Origin of the sequence: Thermus oshimai DSM 12092 (assembly GCF_000373145.1) — a bacterium.
In the GTDB taxonomy this organism is placed as follows: Bacteria; Deinococcota; Deinococci; order Deinococcales; family Thermaceae; genus Thermus; species Thermus oshimai.
The window spans coordinates 18,110-32,377 of sequence record NZ_KB890606.1; the positions used below are offsets into that span (position 1 = coordinate 18,110).

Consider the following 14,268-nt stretch of genomic DNA (forward strand, 5'->3'; position numbering starts at 1 on the left):
GGCCGTGCTGAACCAGGAAACCGTTTTGGAAGCCCTTAGGGAGGTCCTGGACCCCGAGTATCCGGTGAGCGTGGTGGACTTGGGCCTCATCCGGGGGGTGGAGGTGGAAGGGGGGCGGGTTCGGGTGCGCCTCACCTTTACCAGCCTGGGCTGCCCCTGCACGGAGATCATCCGCGAGGACATCGTGAACCGGTTGAAGGCCCTGGAGGGGGTGGATGAGGTCGTGGTGGAGGAGGTCTTCGAGCCCTGGTCGGCCAAGGACATCTCCCCCAGGGGTCGCTTGGTCCTTCTCCAGCTGGGGGTGGTTTGATGGGCTTGGTGGGCGGTGGCGAGAGGGTGGGGGAGTACTACGAGGTCTTCGCCCGTTACGAGCCGGAGGAGCCCCTTAGGCACATTGGGACAGTGCGGGCCAAGACCCCAAAGGACGCGGAGGTCTTCGCCTACACCCTCTACGACGAGTGGAAGTGGCGGGAGATGTTCGTGGTGCCCCGCCGGGAGCTGGTATGGGTGAGGAGGCCGGAATGAGGTACCTGGTGTTTGCCCGCAAGGCGTACGCGGAGCCCCTTCGGTACCAGGACGTTTTGGAGGCCGAGGGGAATCCTAAGGGAAAAGCCGAGCAGGCCTTTGGGGAGGAGTGGCTGGAGGTGGTTCTCGTGCCTGAGACGGCCGTCCGCTGGGTGGTGCGGGAGCGGGAGGAGGTGGCCCATGGCTAGCTGGCAGGAGAACGACCGGGCCCTAGCCGGCCTGGTGAACCTGGTGGTGGTGCTAGCGGACAACGAGTACTTCCTGGGCCGGCGCATCTCCGAGTGGGCCGTGGGGGCTCCAGGCCTCGAGGAGGCCGTGGCCTCCAGCGCCTTGGCCCAGGAGGAGCTGGGCCACGCCCGGGTCCTTTACCCCCTTCTTGAGGAGCTCCCCTTTCCCGGTTCCCCCGCCCCCCTGGAACGGGAGGGTGACCGCCGCCGCCGGTACAACCTGAGCTTTCTGGACCGCCCCTGGGGCACCTGGCCCGAGGCGGTGGCGGCGGCCTTCCTGGCCGACGCCGCCCTCACCACCATGCTGGAGCACCTGACCCTCTCGGCCTGGGAGCCCCTGGCCCGGCGTTCGGCCCGGATCCTCCAGGAGGAGCGCTTCCACCTGGAGTTCCTGGAGGGGCGGGTGCGGGATCTGGCCTCGGACCTGGGCCTGGCTGGAGAGCTGGAGAGGGAGCTTGGCCGTTTCCTCCCCGAGGTCCTCATGTGGTTCGGGCCCGAGGGGGAGGAAGGCGTGGTGGAGATGACCCGGGAGGGCCTCCTCCAGGGGGACAACGAGGCCTGGCGCCAGGCCTTCCTCCAGAGGGTCATGCCCCTCTTGTGGGAGGTGGGCCTGCACCCCCTGCGGGAGATCTCCTGGGACGTGGCCCGCAAGCGGTATGAGTACGGAGCGCTGCCATGGAAAGAGTGGAACCGATTGCAGAGAAGGCTGGAAGCCTTGGCCCGGACGGGCTGACCTGCCCCTGGTGCGGCTCCTCCGAGGTGGAGCGGGTGGGCTTCTACGGCCCCCAGCTCATGGGGGAGTCCTACCTCTGCCGGCGGTGCCGCAGCCCCTTCGAGCGCATCCGGAGGCGGGGGGAGGATGGCCGCGGTTGAGGCCTGGCGCGACGGGGGGGTCCTCTTCCTCCTCTTGAACCGCCCGGAGGCCAGGAACGCCCTGGATGGGGAGATGCTGGAGGCCCTGGAGGGGCACCTGGAGGAGGCGGCCGGGGACCCGGGGGTGCGGGGCCTGGTCTTGGGGGGGAAAGGGGAGGCCTTCTGCGCGGGGGTGAACCTGGCCCTCCTGGAAGGGGGGGATGAGCCCGACCCCCGGGCCCGGCGCCGCTTAAGCGAGCGGCTCACCCGGCTGGTGGGGGCCCTGGAGGAGCTGGAGAAACCGGTGGTGGCGGCCGTAAACGGCCCGGCCACAGGGCTGGGCCTGGCCCTGGTCCTGGCAGCGGATCTCCGGGTGGCGGCCCCCGAGGCCCGGCTCCTTTTCCGCGAGGGCCGCATCGGCCTCCTGCCCGCCCACGGGGGGCTGGCCCGCCTGGTCCGTTACCTGGGCCTGGGCCGGGCCCGGGACCTCCTCTTGGGAGGGGAGGAGCTGGACGCGGAGCGGGCCCAGGCCTGGGGCCTCTTCACGGAGGTGGTGCCCCGGGAACGCCTTCTGGAGACCGCCCGGGCCCGGCTGGAGCGGGCCCTGGAGCGGGCCCCCCTTTCCTACGCCCTGGTCAAGCGCCTCCTCCTCCTCTCGGGCCAGGTGGATCTGGAAAGCGCCCTCTTCCTCGAGGGCTTGGGCCAGGAGATCCTGCGGGGTTCGGAGGACCACCGGGAGGGGCTGGCCGCCCTTAGGGAAAGGCGCCCTCCCCGCTTCAGGGGGCGGTGATGGCCATCCTGATAGAGCTGGAGGGCAAGCGTCCCCAGATTCACCCCTCCGCCTACGTAGCCCCCACCGCAGTCCTCGTCGGGGACGTGGTGGTGGAGGCGGAGGCCAGCGTCTGGTTCGGGGCCGTGCTCCGGGGGGATTACGACCGCATCGTGGTGGGCCCGGGAAGCTGCATCCAGGACAACGCCGTCCTCCACACGGGTGAGGGGCTCCCCACCCTGGTGGGGCCCTCCGTGACCGTGGCCCACCTAGCCTTTCTGGAGGGGTGCGCGGTGGAGGAGGGGGCCCTGGTGGGGGTGGGGGCTCTGGTCCTCAACCGGGCCCGGGTGGGGGCCAGGGCGGTGGTGGCGGCGGGGAGCGTGGTCCTGGAGGGGATGGAGATTCCCCCGGGCGTCCTAGCCGCCGGGGTGCCCGCCCAGGTGAAGAAACCCCTTTCCGGCTCCGCCTTGGCCTGGGTGGAGACGGCGGCCGAGGCCTACCGCCGCTTAAGCCGCCGCTACCGTACCTCGGCTAGGCTTCTGGACAGCGAAGGTACCTGAGGAGGCTCCGCCGGCAGGCCTCCTTGTAGAGGGCGTGGGCGCCGCGCCAGTCCTTCTCCTGGAGCCATTGGAGGAAGAGCCCGTCGATGAGGCCCCGGACGATCTTGGCGTCTTCCTCCGGCTTTGCCTGAGGGAAGGCCCCCTCCTGGACCCCGAGGCGGATGACCTCGGCGTAGGTTTCCTCCTCGATGCGGCGGGCCTCCTCCGCCAGGGAAGCAAAGGTGGGGTTGCGGGCCACCGCCCCCACTAAGTCCAGGAAGGTAAGGTAGAAGGTGCGGTTGGCCTCCGGGCTGATGAAGATGGCCTCCACCATGGCGGCCACCTTCTCCTCCGGGGTGGCCCAGCGCCCCAGGGCTTCCTGGATGCGCCGGGCCACCCGGGAGAGCACCCAGCGCCAGGTGGCCAGGAGAAGGCGTTCCTTGGTTTTGAAGTAGTAAAGGATAACCCCCTTGCTCACGTCGAGGGCATCCGCCACGTCCTGCAGGGTGAGGCCGTGAAGCCCCTTCTCCGCCAGGAGCCGGTAGGTGGCCCGGACGATCTCCTCGTGCTTGGCGGTGAACCGCTCCTCCTTGTTGGCGATCCTGGGCCGGCCCATCCCCTATTAGGTTAGCGCCCCCGGAAGCTGGGGGGTCGTTTCTCCAGGAAGGCCCAGACCCCCTCCTGGCCGTCCTCGCTGTGGAAGAGCTCGTCCACCAGCTCCCGTTCCAAGCGGAGGCCCTCCTCCAGGGGAAGGGAGAGGCCCTGGTGCACCGCCCGCTTGATGTGGCCGATGGCCAGGGTGGCCCCCCGGGCCAGGGCCTCGGCGAAGGCCCGCGTTTCCTCCGCGAGCTTTTCCCGGGGGTAGAGACGGTTGAGGATGCCCAGCCGGAAGGCCTCCTCGGGGGTCAGGGTCTGGCCCGTGACCATGAGCTCCAGGGCCTTCCCTGCGCCGATCAGGCGGGGCAGGCGCTGGGTGCCCCCCGTCCCAGGCAGGAGGCCCAGGGTGACCTCAGGGAGGCCCAGGCGGTACTCCCCCTGGGCCCCGAAGCGGAGGTCGCAGGCCAGGGCAATCTCCAGCCCCCCTCCTAGGGCGTGGCCCGCAATCTCGGCGATAAAGATCTTGGGGACGGCCGCGATGCCGTTCAGCACCTCGTGGGCCCGCCGGACCATGGCCATGTTGGCGTCCGGGGGGTTCTCGCTGAAGGCCTTGACGTCGGCCCCCCCGGAGAAGAAGCGTTCCAGGGCGCTCCGCACCACCACCACCTTGACCTCGGGGTCTGCGGCCGCCCTTCCCACCGCCTCCCCCAGGGCCTCCACGAAGGCCCGGTCGTAGCTGTTGGCCGGCGGACGGTTGAGCAGGATGTAGCCGATGGCCCCTTCCTTCTGGAACTCCACCATACCCCTAACCTCCCAGATCCCCGATGACCACCGATTTGGTCTCGAAGTAGTACTCCAGCGCCTCCAGGCCGTGTTCCTTGCCGTAGCCGCTCTGCTTGACCCCTCCGAAGGGGAGCTCGTCGTAGCCGTAGTGGATCTGGTTCACCCAGGTCATCCCCGCCTCGATCTCTTGGGCCGCCCGATGGATCCACTTCACGTTGTAGGTCCAGATGGAGGAGCCCAGGCCGTAGATGGAGTCGTTGGCCAGGCGGATGGCCTCATCCAGATCCCTCACCTTCCAGACCGGGAGGAGGGGCCCGAAGGTTTCCTCCCGCACCACCCGGCTATCGTGGTCGGGGTCCGCCACCACGGTGGGCAGGAAGAAGTGGCCCCGTTCCCGCCCCTCGGGAGCCCGGCCTCCGTAGAGGAGCTTCCCCCCCCGGGCCAGGGCATCCTCCAGCTGGGATTGGACCTCTGCCCGTTGCTTTTCCGTGTGCAGGGGCCCCATGCGGATGCGGGGCCGCTCTGCCTTAACCCAGCCCTCCCCGGGCTCGTACCGGGCCACCCCCGCCAGGAGGCGCTCCAGGAAGGCGTCGTACACCTCCTCAAAGACGTAGACCCGCTTGGCGGCCAGGCAAGCTTGGCCCGCGTTCCAGAAGCGGCCGATGAGGATGCCCCGCACCGCTTTGTCCAGGTCCGCGTCTGGGCAGACGATCACCGGGTCCGAGCCCCCGAGCTCCAGGGTCACCCGCTTGAAATCGGGCACGGAGAGCTCGAGGATCCGCCGGCCCGTGGCCGTCTCCCCCGTAAAGGCCACCCGGCGCACGTCGGGGTGGCGGACCAAGGCCTCCCCCACCACCCTTCCCGGCCCGGTCACCAGGTTGAGCACCCCTGGGGGGAGGCCCGCCTGGTTCAGGTACCCCACCACCTTGAGGGCGGCCAGGGGGGTGGTGCTGGCGGGCTTGACCACCACGGTGTTGCCCGCCACCAGGGCCGGGCCGATCTTGGTGCCCATGAGGGTGAGGGGGAAGTTCCAGGGCACGATGGCCGCCACCACCCCCATGGGCCGCTTGACCACCAGCCCGTAGGCGGGGCCGAAGCGGGAGGGGAGGGGCTGGTAGGCCCCGCGGACCTTGGTGGCCAGGTCCGCATAGTAGGCCAGGCCATGAAGCAGGTGGTCGAACTCCCCCTGGGCCTCGTGAAGGGGTTTGCCCTGTTCCAGGGTTAGGGTCTGGATGATCTCCTCCCGGTGGGCCTTCAGGAGCTCGATCCCCTTGCGCAGGATCTCGCCCCGTTCCTCGAAGTCCCGGCGGGACCAGTCCCCGAAGGCCTCCTTGGCGGCCCGGACCGCCTCCTCCACATCCTCGGGTCCCCCCAGGGGAACGGTGTCCACCGGTTCCTCCGTGGCCGGGTTGAACACCGTGTAGGTGGCTCCGCTCCGGGCCCCCCTCCATTCGCCTCCGATGAACATCTGGGCCATCTTCCCACCTCCAGTCCCTCGGAGTTTATCTGACCGGTTGGAAAAAGTCAACCCATCGGGGTTGGGGTGGGGGACGGCTTGACAGGAGTTTATCTGACCGGTTAGACTAACCATCGTAGGGGCAAAAGTCCCTTCCAGGAGGTGAAGCGGCTATGGATCGCCAGCGGCGCCGGTTTTTGAAGCAAGGCGTGGCCCTGAGCTTGGGCCTGGCCCTGGGGCGGGCCCGAGCCCAGCGGGAGGCCCTGCGCGTAGGGGTCGTCCTGCCCTACTCCGGGGTGTACGCCCAGCTGGGGGAGGACATCACCAACGGGATGCTCCTTTACTTCGAGGAGGTCCGCAACCAGGCCGGGGGCCGGCCCATCCAGCTCGTCCGGGAGGACGAGACCGCCGACCCCACCGTGGCCCTGAGGAAGGTGACCAAGTTGGTGGAGCAGGACCGGGTGGACCTGCTCACGGGCTTGGTGAGCACCGCCTCCGCCTACGCGGTGAGGGACTACGTCCACAGCACGCGCAACATCCTCGTCGTGAGCAACGCCGGGGGCAACGCTCTCACCCGGGACCGGAAGAGCCCCTACATCTTCCGCACCTCTTTCACCAGCTGGCAGGTGAGCTTTCCCCTAGGGCGCTGGGTGGCGGAGCGCTTGGGCAAGCGGGTGGCCATCGTGGCCGCGGACTACGCCTTTGGCCGGGAGAGCGCGGCGGCCTTCAAGGAGAGCTTCCTGGCCGCCGGGGGTCAGGTGGTGGACGAGGTCTACACCCCTCTGGGGAGCACGGACTTCAGCGCGGCCATCGCCCGGGTGGGACGGGCCCGTCCCCAAGCGGTTTACGGCTTCCTGGCAGGGAGCGACGCGGCCATCTTCCTGCGCCAGTACGCCCAGTTCGGTCTGAAGGGGTCCATCCCCTTGGCCACCACGGGCTTTACCGTGGAGGAGGACGTGGTCCAGGCCGTGGGGAAGGATGCGGAGGGGGCTTACAGCAGCCTGCACTGGGCGGTGCGCCTGGCCCTTCCCGAGAACCAGCGTTTCGTCCAGGCCTACCGACGCCGCTTTAACCGCGCCCCCAGCGTCTACGCCATGCAGGGCTACGATACCGCCCGGGTGATCGTGGAGGCGGTGAACGCCCTCAAGGGGGATACCGCCAACAAAGAGCGCCTGGTGGAGGCCCTGGAGGGGGTGCGCTTCCGGGGACCCCGAGGGCTCTTTGAGTTTGACCCCAGGACCCACCAGGTGGTCCAGAACATCTACGTGCGCCAGGTGCGGGAAGTGGGTGGGGAACTGGCTAACGCGGTAGTGGCCGACCTGGGCCGCGTGCGGGATCCCGGCTAGCCATGGAGTTCTACCTCCTCACCGCCTTGAATGGCCTGGCCTACGCGGCCGTGCTCTTCCTCCTGGCCTCGGGCCTCTCCCTGGTCTACGGGGTGGGGCGTTTCCTCCACCTGGCCCACGGGGGGTTCTACATGCTGGGGGGCTACCTGGGCTACACCGCTGTGCGGGGTCTAGGGGACTTCTGGCTGGCCCTCCTGGCCGTGGCCCTAGGGGCTTTCGTCATCGGAGGGGTAGCGGAGCGTCTGGTGGCCCTGGTCTACGGACGGGGACGGGAGCTGGACCAGGTCCTCTTCACCTTCGGCCTAGCTTTTGTCGTTTCCGACCTCACCCGGGCGGTCTGGGGCGCCGCCGTCTTAGGCCTCAGGCCGCCCCCTGTCCTGGACCGCCCCGTGGACCTCGGGCTTTTTCCCTATCCCGCCTACCCCCTCTTCCTCATCGGGGTGGGGGTTGCCGTGGCCCTGGGGCTTTGGGCCCTTCTGCGGCGCACCCGATTCGGCCTGGAGCTGAGGGCCGCGGCCGGCCATGGGGAGATGAGCCAGGCCCTGGGGGTGGACGCCCGCGGGGTCCTAAGGCGGGCCTACCTCCTGGGGGTCCTCCTGGCGGCCCTGGCCGGATTCCTGGCCACCCCCCGGATCGCCCTGGCCCCAGGCCTGGACTTCACCATGCTCATCCTGGCCCTGGTGGTGGTGGTGATCGGGGGGCTGGAGCGGGTGGAGGGGGCCCTGGTGGGCAGCCTCCTGGTGGGGCTTGCGGACAGCTTCGGCAAGGTCTTCATCCCTCAGTTCTCCCTGGCCCTGGTCTTCGGGGTCATGGGCCTGGTCCTGGTGGTGCGGCCTCAGGGTCTTCTAGGGGGTGCACGGTGAAAGGGGGATTCTGGCCCTTCCTCCTGCCCCTGGCCCTGGTGCCCCCGGCCCTCGGGGGGTACCCCCTCTACCTGGCCACGGACGTGGCCGTGTGGGCCCTGGCCGCCACGGGCCAGGCCCTCCTCTACCGCTTCACGGGCCTGGTCTCCCTGGGGCACGCCGCCTTCCTGGGGGGTGGGGCCTACGTGGGGGCCCTGCTCACCCGGGGCCAGCCGGAGTTTTTCCCCCTGGCCCTCCTCCTGGCCCCGGTCCTGGGCTCCGCCGTGGCCCTCTTCCTGGGGGCCCTCAGCCTGCGAAGCCACGGCATCTTCTTCCTGATGCTGAGCCTGGCCCTGGCCCAGCTCCTCTACGTCCTGGCCAAGCAGGGCTTCCCCCAGATCACGGGGGGGGACGACGGCCTGAGCGGGGTGCCCAAGCCCCCCTTCTTGGAGAGCCCCGGTGCCTACTACCTCCTGGCCCTGGCCCTTCTTCTGGGGGTCCTCTGGGCCTACCACCGCTTCGCCCAAAGCCCCCTAGGGCGGACCCTGGAGGCCCTCCGCTCCAACGAGGCCCGGCTGGAGGCCCTGGGCTACCCGGTGCGCGGGTATAAGCTCCTGGCGTTCGGCCTTTCCGGGGCCCTCACCGCTTTAGCCGGGGTCCTCCTAGCGGCCCACCGGGGGTTCGTCCACCCCCACGACCTAGCCTGGCACACCTCGGGGGCCCTCCTGGTGATGGCCGTGATCGGGGGGATGACCTGGACCCACGGGGGGCTTCTTGGGGCCGCGATCCTCATCCTGGCGGAGGCCTTGCTCAGCACCTGGACCGGGCTCTGGAACCTCTTTTTGGGGGCGGTCCTCATGGGGGTGGTGCTCCTCCCCAGGCTCCGGCGCCTAGCCTCACGGAGGTGGACTTATGGCCGCGCTTGAGGCGAGGGGGATCCACAAGGCCTTTGGGGGGTTTCTGGCCCTGGCGGGGGTGGACCTGGAGGTGGCCTCCGGGGAGCGGCGCACGGTCATCGGCCCCAATGGAGCGGGGAAGAGCACCCTCTTCCGCATCGTCGGGGGGGAGCTCCGGCCCGACCGGGGGGCGGTCCGGATCTTCGACCGGGAGGCCACCCCCCTTCCCCCTCACCGCCGGGCCCTCCTGGGCCTGGCCCGCACCTACCAGATCGCCAGCCTCTTCCCGGAAAAGACCGCAAGGGAGCACGTCCTATTGGCCCTATTGGCCCGGGACCCCCGGCGCCGAAGCCCCTGGCCTCTTCCCCTCCCGGACCTGGAGGCCAGGGCCGCGGAGGTCCTGGATCAGGTGGGCCTCCGGGGCCGGGAGGACCTGCCCATTCACCAGCTGACCTACGGGGAACAGCGCCAGGTGGAGATCGCCCTGGCCCTGGCCCAGGAACCCCGCCTCCTCCTCCTGGACGAGCCCCTGGCGGGCCTCGGGGGGGAGGAACGGGCCCGGGTGGCCGGGCTCATCCGGGGTCTGCCCCGGAGCATTACCGTCCTTCTCATCGAGCACGACCTGGACTTCGCCTACGCCTTCGCCGACCGGGTGACCGTCCTCCACCAGGGCCAGGTGCTCCGGGAGGGGCCTCCCCAGGAGGTGCGGGCCGACCCCCAGGTGGTGGAGGTCTACGTGGGGGGCCGGTTGGAGGGGGATCCTGCCCTCGAGGCCCCGGTAGGGGGGGATGGCCCGGCTCCGGGCCTCCTGGAGGTCCGGGGCCTCAGGGCGGGCTATGGCCAGGGGGAGGTGCTCCACGGGGTGGACCTCGCGGTGGGGGAGGGGGAGGTGGTGGCCCTTCTGGGCCGCAATGGGATGGGCAAAACCACCCTGCTCAAGGCCCTCATGGGCCTCATTCCCGCCCAGGGGGAGGTGCGCCTGGCGGGGGAACCCTTGCCCGCGGGGGCTTTGGCCCGGGCCCGGGCGGGCCTGGCCTTGGTGCCCCAGGGCCGGCAGATGATCCCCGGTCTCACCGTGGAAGAAGAGCTTCTCCTTGCTTGGCGGCCGGGCCGCTGGACCCCGGAGCGGGTCTACCGCCTTTTCCCCCGCCTTAAGGAACGCCGCCAGGCCCCCTCCACCGCCCTTTCGGGGGGGGAGCAGCAGATGCTGGCCCTGGCCCGAGCCCTCCTGCGCAACCCCCGGATCCTCCTCCTGGACGAGCCCACGGAGGGGCTGGCCCCCCTGATGGTCCGCCACTTGGGGGAGGTCCTTAAGGAGGTGGCCCGGGAGGGGGAGACCATCCTCCTGGCGGAGCAGAACGCGGCCTTCGCCCTTCCCTTGGCCCAGCGGGCCTATCTCCTGGACCGGGGAAGGATCGTGGGGGAGGAACGGGCCCGGACGCTGTTGGAGCGTCCGGAACGGATCTGGGAAAGGATGGGGTGAACCATGGAGATGTTCATCGGCGGACGGTTTGTGGAGTTTCCTGGGCTAGAACGCTTTCCTGTGATCAACCCGGCCACGGAGGAGGTTGTGGACACAGTTCCCCTGGCCGGAGAGGCCCAGGTGGACCTGGCGGTGCAGGAGGCCCACCGGGCCTTCCCCGGATGGTGGGACACCCCCGCCGCCCGGCGAGGGGAGATCCTCATGGCGGCGGTGGAGCGGGTGCGGGCCAATGCGGAAGAGCTGGCCCGGACCCTCACCCTGGAGCAGGGCAAGCCCCTCCGGGAGGCCCGGCTGGAGATCCGGCGTTTCCTCCACACCATCGAGCACTACGCGGGCCTGGCCAAGAATCTCCGGGGAGGGTATGTGCCGAACCTGGACGAGGGGACCTACGGCCTGGTCCTCAAGCGCCCCCTGGGGGTGGTGGCGGCCATCGTGCCCTGGAACTTCCCCACCACCCTCCTGGCCAACAAGCTGGGGCCCGCCTTGGTGACCGGCAACACCGTGGTGGCCAAGCCTGCGGAGACCACCCCCCTGACCACCCTGAGGATCGCGGCCCTCTTTCACGAGGCCGGCCTGCCTCCGGGGGTCTTCAACGTGGTCACCGGTCTGGGCCCGGTGGCGGGGGAGGTCCTGGTCCGCCACCCCCTGGTGCGCAAGGTCGCCTTTACCGGCTCCACCCCCGTGGGCAAGCGGATCATGGCCCTGGCTGCGGAGGGGGTCAAGCGGGTGACCTTGGAGCTTGGGGGCTCGGACCCCATGATCGTCTGCGACGACGCCGACCTGGACGCCGCTGCGAAGGCCGCCGCGGTGGGCCGGTTTTTCAACTGCGGCCAGGCCTGTCTGGCGGTAAAGCGCCTCTACGTCTTCGAAAACGTCTATGAGGCCTTCATGGAGCGCTTCCTGCCCCGGGTGGAGCGGCTCCGCCTGGGGCCTGGCCTCTCGGAGGACTCCCAGATGGGCCCCCTCCACACGGAGCGCCAGCGGCGCCTCATCGAGGAGCAACTCCGGGATGGGCTGGAGAGCGGGGGGAGGCTCCTCCTTGGAGGGGGGCGCCCGGAGGGCCTCCAAAAGGGGTACTTCTTTTCCCCCACGGTGGTCCTGGAGCCGGGCCTGGACAGCCGGCTGGCCCGGGAGGAGGTTTTCGGCCCCGTCCTGCCCGTGTGGCGGGTGCGGAGCCTAGAGGAGGCGGTGGAGCTGGCCAACCGCTCCCCTTACGGCTTAGGCTCCACCATCTTCACCCGGAGCTTGGAGCGGGCCTCCTACGCCCTGGAGCGGTTGGAGGCGGGATACACCTGGGTCAACTCCGTAAACCGCATCTACGACGAGCTGCCCTTCGGAGGCATGAAGGAGAGCGGCTACGGCAAGGAGCACGGCCTGGAGGCTCTGGAGTACTATCAGGAGACCAAGGCCGGGGTGGTGCGCTGGAGGTGAAAGCATGTTGGAGCTGCCCGAGCGCTACAACGTGAGCACGGTCCTGGACAGGAACCTGGAGGCGGGCCGGGAGGCCAAGGCGGCCGTGTGCTGGGACGGGGGGGAGCTTACCTACGGGGAGCTCTACCGCCGGGCCTGCGCTTTCGGGCGGGCGCTAAGGGCCCTGGGCGTACGTCGGGAGGAGCGGGTCCTCCTCGTCTTGGACGACACCTGGGCCTTTCCCGTGGCCTTCTTGGGGGCCATCCGCCTGGGGGCGGTACCCATCCCCGTGAACCCCCTCCTCCGGGCGGAGGAGTACCGCTACTTCCTGGAGGACAGCTACGCCCGGGTGGTGGTGACGGAGGCCGGTCTGGCCCCCAAGATCCTGGAGGCCCTAAAGGGGCTTTCGGACCGGACCCTCCTGGTCCTGGGGGAGCCCCTCCCCGAGGCCCCTCCGGGCCTCCCGGTCCACCGTCTGGAGGAGCTCCTGGAGGCCCATGCGGGGGAGCTTCTCCCCGCGGATACCCACCGGGACGACATGGCCTTCTGGCTCTACAGCTCTGGCTCCACCGGCCGGCCCAAGGGGGTGGTCCACCTGCAGCACGACATCCCCTACACCTGCGAGACCTACGCCAAGCACGTTCTCGCCATCTCTGAGGCCGACATCACCTTCTCCGCCTCCAAGCTCTTCCACGCCTACGGCCTAGGCAACAACCTCTCTTTTCCCTACTGGGTGGGGGCCACCACTGTTCTCCTCCACGGGCGGCCCACCCCGGAAGCGGTTCTGAGCACCATCGAGCGCTTCCGCCCCACCCTCTTCTTCACCGTTCCCACCCTCTACAACGCCATCCTCAACCATCCCGGGGCTAAGGGAAGGGACGTGAGCTCCATCCGGCTTTGCGTCTCAGCGGCGGAGCCCCTGCCCCCCGAGATCTGGCGGCGCTGGAAGGAGACCTTCGGCCTGGTGATCCTGGACGGGGTGGGTTCCACGGAAATGCTCCACATCTACTGCTCCAACACCCTGAAGGACCTGAAACCCGGCTCCTCGGGGAAGCCCGTTCCCGGTTACGAGCTCAGGGTCCTCTCCCCTGAGGGCCACCCCGTACCCCCGGGGGAGGCCGGGGACCTTTACGTGAAAGGGGACAGCGCCTTGGCCTTCTACTGGCACCACCACGAGAAGACCAAGCGCGCCCTCCAGGGGGAGTGGTTCTATACGGGGGACCGGTACCGGGTGGACGAGGAGGGGTTCTACTGGTACGAGGGCCGGAGCGACGACATGATCAAGGTCAAGGGGCTCTGGGTCTCTCCCATCGAGGTGGAGAACGCCCTCATGGAGCACCCTGCGGTACGGGAAGCGGCGGTGGTGGGGGTCCAGGTGGAGGGCCTGACCCGCATCAAGGCCTACGTCATCCTCAAGGCCGGCCACGCCCCCAGCGAGGCCCTGACCCAGGAACTCCAGGAGTGGTGCAAGGCCCGGCTCCGTCCCTACCAGTACCCCGAGTTCGTGGTCTACGTGGAGGACTTCCCCCGCACCGCCACGGGAAAGGTCCAGCGCTTCAAGCTCCGGGAACTTCAGGAGGCCTAGGGTGCCCGAAGCCTGGATCGTGGAAGCGGTCAGAACCCCCATCGGCAAGCACGGGGGGGCCTTGAGCCCCGTGCGCCCCGACGACCTCCTGGCCCACGCCCTACAGGCCCTCATGGACCGCGCCGGCGTGCCCAAAGAGGAGGTGGAGGACGTCTACGCCGGCTGCGCCAACCAGGCCGGGGAGGACAACCGCAACGTGGCCCGCATGGCCCTCCTCCTCGCCGGCTTCCCCGTGGAGGTGGCGGGCTGCACCGTGAACCGCCTCTGCGGCAGCGGCCTGGAGGCCGTGGCCCAGGCCACCCGGGCCATCTGGGCCGGGGAAGGCCAGGTCTACATCGGCAGCGGCGTGGAGAGCATGTCCCGTGCCCCCTGGGTCCTCCCCAAAAGCGAGCGCCCCTTCCCCACCGGGAACCTCACCCTCTACGACACCACCCTGGGCTGGCGCCTGGTGAACCCGAGGATGCAGGCCCTCTACGGCACGGAGAGCATGGGGGAGACGGCGGAGAACCTGGCGGAGATGTACGGGATCCCCCGGGAGGAGCAGGACCGCTTCGCCCTCCTCTCCCACCGGAAGGCGGTCCGGGCCTGGAGGGAGGGGCGCTTCCAGCGGGAGGTGGTCCCCGTGCCCGTGAAAAGGGGGAAGGAGGAGGTCCTGGTGGAGCGGGACGAGGGCCCCAGGGAGGACACCTCCTTAGAGAAGCTGGCCCTCCTCCGCCCCGTCTTCCGGGAAGGGGGGACCGTGACCGCGGGGAACGCTAGCCCCCTAAACGACGGGGCGGCNGCNNTNCTCCTGGTCTCCGACGCCTACGCCAAGGCCCACGGGCTGAAGGCCTTAGCCCGGGTGCGGAGCCTGGCCGTGGCCGGGGTGCCCCCCAGGATCATGGGCATCGGCCCCGTGCCCGCCACGAGGAAGGCCCTGGAGCGGGCGGGGCTCCGCCTGGAGGACATGGGGGTGATT

Annotated in this window: 17 protein-coding genes; 14 read left to right on the top strand and 3 right to left on the bottom strand. The window is 69.7% G+C overall.

Annotated elements, in window-relative coordinates:
• The first annotated feature begins 4 nt into the window (after positions 1 to 4).
• Genes B043_RS0104775 through B043_RS12765 form a run of 7 tightly spaced genes read left to right on the top strand, consistent with a single transcriptional unit; the run spans position 5 to position 2,933 of the window.
• Positions 5 to 310 carry a metal-sulfur cluster assembly factor gene (locus B043_RS0104775; protein WP_018461134.1) on the top strand — a complete coding sequence of 102 codons (306 nt, stop codon included), beginning with the start codon at positions 5 to 7 and terminating at the stop codon, positions 308 to 310.
• Positions 310 to 525 (top strand): hypothetical protein, encoded by a 216-nt coding sequence (locus tag B043_RS0104780; RefSeq protein WP_018461135.1) that lies wholly within the window; start codon positions 310 to 312, stop codon positions 523 to 525. Before B043_RS0104775 ends, B043_RS0104780 begins: the two co-directional genes overlap by 1 nt.
• On the top strand, positions 522 to 713 hold the full coding sequence (locus B043_RS0104785; protein WP_018461136.1) for a hypothetical protein: 192 nt from the start codon (positions 522 to 524) through the stop codon (positions 711 to 713). Before B043_RS0104780 ends, B043_RS0104785 begins: the two co-directional genes overlap by 4 nt.
• Entirely contained in the window at positions 706 to 1,485 is a 780-nt protein-coding gene (locus tag B043_RS0104790) for a Phenylacetic acid catabolic protein (RefSeq protein WP_018461137.1), read from the top strand. The genes B043_RS0104785 and B043_RS0104790 overlap by 8 nt, the downstream gene beginning before the upstream one ends.
• The gene (locus B043_RS13450; RefSeq protein ID WP_425425180.1) at positions 1,428 to 1,625 is read left to right on the top strand and encodes a PaaD-like zinc ribbon domain-containing protein; all 198 of its coding nucleotides are present in this window, start codon (positions 1,428 to 1,430) and stop codon (positions 1,623 to 1,625) included. The genes B043_RS0104790 and B043_RS13450 overlap by 58 nt, the downstream gene beginning before the upstream one ends.
• Positions 1,612 to 2,394, top strand: coding sequence for an enoyl-CoA hydratase/isomerase family protein (locus tag B043_RS0104800; protein ID WP_018461139.1), 783 nt, complete (start codon positions 1,612 to 1,614; stop codon positions 2,392 to 2,394). The genes B043_RS13450 and B043_RS0104800 overlap by 14 nt, the downstream gene beginning before the upstream one ends.
• The gene (locus B043_RS12765; protein WP_018461140.1) at positions 2,394 to 2,933 is read left to right on the top strand and encodes a gamma carbonic anhydrase family protein; all 540 of its coding nucleotides are present in this window, start codon (positions 2,394 to 2,396) and stop codon (positions 2,931 to 2,933) included. The genes B043_RS0104800 and B043_RS12765 overlap by 1 nt, the downstream gene beginning before the upstream one ends.
• Here the strand turns inward: B043_RS12765 and B043_RS0104810 are convergent.
• Genes B043_RS0104810 through B043_RS0104820 form a run of 3 tightly spaced genes read right to left on the bottom strand, consistent with a single transcriptional unit; the run spans position 2,905 to position 5,760 of the window.
• Positions 2,905 to 3,528 (bottom strand): TetR/AcrR family transcriptional regulator, encoded by a 624-nt coding sequence (locus B043_RS0104810; RefSeq protein ID WP_018461141.1) that lies wholly within the window; start codon positions 3,526 to 3,528, stop codon positions 2,905 to 2,907. The genes B043_RS12765 and B043_RS0104810 overlap by 29 nt on opposite strands.
• An 11-nt stretch (positions 3,529 to 3,539) precedes the next feature.
• A complete protein-coding gene (locus B043_RS0104815; RefSeq protein ID WP_018461142.1) occupies positions 3,540 to 4,310 on the bottom strand; it encodes an enoyl-CoA hydratase/isomerase family protein in 771 nt (256 codons plus the stop codon).
• A 4-nt stretch (positions 4,311 to 4,314) separates the two neighbouring features.
• Positions 4,315 to 5,760, bottom strand: coding sequence for an aldehyde dehydrogenase family protein (locus B043_RS0104820; RefSeq protein WP_211207615.1), 1,446 nt, complete (start codon positions 5,758 to 5,760; stop codon positions 4,315 to 4,317).
• Between the two features lie 197 nt (positions 5,761 to 5,957).
• Between B043_RS0104820 and B043_RS0104825 the strand changes: the two genes are divergently transcribed.
• The 7 genes from B043_RS0104825 to B043_RS0104855 form a co-directional block, all read left to right on the top strand.
• Positions 5,958 to 7,094, top strand: coding sequence for an ABC transporter substrate-binding protein (locus tag B043_RS0104825; RefSeq protein WP_245538878.1), 1,137 nt, complete (start codon positions 5,958 to 5,960; stop codon positions 7,092 to 7,094).
• Between the two features lie 2 nt (positions 7,095 to 7,096).
• On the top strand, positions 7,097 to 7,957 hold the full coding sequence (locus tag B043_RS0104830; protein WP_018461145.1) for a branched-chain amino acid ABC transporter permease: 861 nt from the start codon (positions 7,097 to 7,099) through the stop codon (positions 7,955 to 7,957).
• Positions 7,954 to 8,862: a branched-chain amino acid ABC transporter permease gene (locus B043_RS12230; RefSeq protein WP_018461146.1), complete on the top strand. Its 909-nt coding sequence runs from the start codon at positions 7,954 to 7,956 to the stop codon at positions 8,860 to 8,862. Before B043_RS0104830 ends, B043_RS12230 begins: the two co-directional genes overlap by 4 nt.
• Positions 8,849 to 10,315 (top strand): ATP-binding cassette domain-containing protein, encoded by a 1,467-nt coding sequence (locus tag B043_RS12235; RefSeq protein ID WP_018461147.1) that lies wholly within the window; start codon positions 8,849 to 8,851, stop codon positions 10,313 to 10,315. Before B043_RS12230 ends, B043_RS12235 begins: the two co-directional genes overlap by 14 nt.
• A 3-nt stretch (positions 10,316 to 10,318) precedes the next feature.
• The gene (locus B043_RS0104845) at positions 10,319 to 11,746 is read left to right on the top strand and encodes an aldehyde dehydrogenase family protein (protein ID WP_026234131.1); all 1,428 of its coding nucleotides are present in this window, start codon (positions 10,319 to 10,321) and stop codon (positions 11,744 to 11,746) included.
• A 4-nt stretch (positions 11,747 to 11,750) separates the two neighbouring features.
• Positions 11,751 to 13,310, top strand: a complete 1,560-nt coding sequence (locus tag B043_RS0104850) for a benzoate-CoA ligase family protein (RefSeq protein WP_018461149.1) — start codon at positions 11,751 to 11,753, stop codon at positions 13,308 to 13,310.
• A 1-nt stretch (position 13,311) separates the two neighbouring features.
• On the top strand, positions 13,312 to 14,268 hold a 957-nt coding region (locus B043_RS0104855; RefSeq protein ID WP_018461150.1), incomplete at its 3' end, for a thiolase family protein.